Source organism: Fulvivirga aurantia (assembly GCF_009711475.1).
GTDB classification, from domain to species: domain Bacteria; phylum Bacteroidota; class Bacteroidia; order Cytophagales; family Cyclobacteriaceae; genus Fulvivirga; species Fulvivirga aurantia.
Map to the genome: position 1 here is coordinate 1 of NZ_SMMD01000298.1, position 1,623 is coordinate 1,623.

Genomic DNA, 1,623 nt, shown 5'->3' on the forward strand with positions numbered 1-1,623 from the left:
TATCTACCGGGTTGGCTAATGCTGCTCGTACAGATTTAAAGCTGATGATCATTATTGTTATAAAAAGTGTAAAGCTTAAGCCAGCCATAAAAATCCAGAAGTTGAGCGTAATGCGGGTTGCAAACTCATTTAGCCAATGTTCCATAACATACCAGGAAAGCGGTGCAGCTATGGCAAATGCGATAATTACCAGCCTTACAAAATCGAAAGACAGCAGATACATCACCTGTGCGAGACTCGCTCCAAGTATTTTTCTTACCCCTATTTCTTTTGTTTTCTGATTGATTGAGAAAGAAATCAGCCCCAGCAAACCTATTGCTCCGATTACGATGGCCAGGCCTGCAAACAATGAAAATGTTTTAGCCAACCTTCTTTCATCTTCATAAAACTGAGCCATTTTTTGATCTAAAAATTCGTAGCTAAATGTGAACTCAGGGAAGTAATGCTGCCACTCGCGTTGTATCTCAGCGATAGTTTCCTGTAAACCATCCCCTTTTAACTTCACTGACCCAAGAAAGAACATTTTGGCTTCATACCAAAGCACAACAGGTTGCTGTTGGCTGTGTAAGGAAACCGTCTTAAAGTCTTTTATCACACCGATAACCTCACCCTCCTTTCCCCAGGCAGATATCTTCTGACCAAGTACTTCGTCAGGATCTGCTACAGACATTTCTCGCAGAGCAGTTTCGTTTAGTAAATAAAATCTGTTGGTATCTTTCTTTACATTCCGGCCATTGAGCAAAGGAATTCTAAATGTTTCCAGAAAATCCTCATCGATGATCTTTACTCTAAAATTTTCAATCTGTTCCTCTCCATTAGAAGTGAATCTTACAGTAGCTCCCCATTGATTACTCGATGCCGTGCCGGTACTTGATAAAGAGACAGCCTCCACTCCATTAATACGTTTAAGTCGATCAGAAAAAGCATCAATATCGATCTCATCTGGGCGCGGGACACTAAACTGGACAACAGCCTCTGAATCGAAACCACTGGGCCTGGTCATAAAATGATCGAGCTGCTGCACCACTACTATTACAGCTATAACCAACACCTGAGCTATCAGTAATTGAAATACAATGAGGCCTCTTCGCATGGAAAAACCCGCTGATCTTACAGGTTGTGTTTTGCGCAACGCCTGAATAGGCCTGTAGCCGGAAATGATAAGTGCGGGATATAGACCGCTTAGTATAGAAACAGTTACAAACAGGGCGACCATGAATAACCCGAAAGATAGGTCATAAGTAAACTCGGGTATTTCATAACCTATGATTGACTGTAGATTTAAATGCATGAGTTCTGCCACTCCTAGAGATATGCCACATGCTACAAGTGTAATCATCGCTGTTTCTCCCAGGTATTGAAATATCAGCTTTGACCTATCAGAACCAAGCACTTTTCTAATACCGATTTCTTTAGAGCGCTTTACAGCTAAAGCGGTATTGAGGTTGATAAAATTGATGCATGCAGCAACAAGTAGAAGCACACCTATCACTGCAAGCAAATTGAGCTCATCATAGGTTGCAACTCTACCAACTAGTGTAGGATATCGAGAATCATGATGCATCTCTGAAAGCGGCTGCAGCAGTAATTGCCGTACTATATCTTGCTCATCTTCTATATTTT

1 protein-coding gene is annotated in these 1,623 nt (G+C 41.4%); it reads right to left on the bottom strand.

All coding sequences use genetic code 11. The annotated features are described in order from the left end of the window. Positions 1–1,564: FtsX-like permease family protein (locus E1176_RS01280; RefSeq protein ID WP_155208775.1), on the bottom strand; the 1,564-nt coding region annotated here is incomplete at its 3' end. Positions 1,565–1,623 lie beyond the last annotated feature (59 nt).